The organism is Rhodococcus sp. HNM0563, from assembly GCF_012726195.1.
GTDB lineage: Bacteria > Actinomycetota > Actinomycetes > Mycobacteriales > Mycobacteriaceae > Rhodococcus.
Genome location: NZ_JAASAF010000054.1, coordinates 1 through 302, shown reverse-complemented (window position 1 = coordinate 302; position 302 = coordinate 1). Strand labels below are relative to the sequence as shown.

Sequence of the window (302 nt, the reverse complement as noted above, 5' to 3'; positions counted from 1 at the left end):
CTCAAGTTGGGATACAAGGCATCGGCCGAGCAGTTCGGTCCGCGTGAGCTGGTCGAGCTCGGGGTGCTCGCCGAGGCGCACGGGATGGATTCGGCGACGGTGTCGGATCATTTCCAGCCGTGGCGGCATACCGGTGGGCATGCGCCGTTCTCGTTGGCGTGGATGACGGCGGTGGGGGAGCGTACCGAGCGGTTGCAGTTGGGGACGTCGGTGCTGACGCCGACGTTCCGGTACAACCCGGCGGTGATTGCGCAGGCGTTCGCGACGATGGGGTGTCTGTATCCGGGGCGGGTGTTCCTGGG

Annotated in this window: 1 protein-coding gene; it reads left to right on the top strand. The window is 66.9% G+C overall.

The annotated features are described in order from the left end of the window. Window positions 1–302, top strand: a 302-nt coding sequence (locus tag HCA61_RS25935; RefSeq protein ID WP_169691066.1) for an LLM class flavin-dependent oxidoreductase, incomplete at both ends; no start/stop codon positions are given.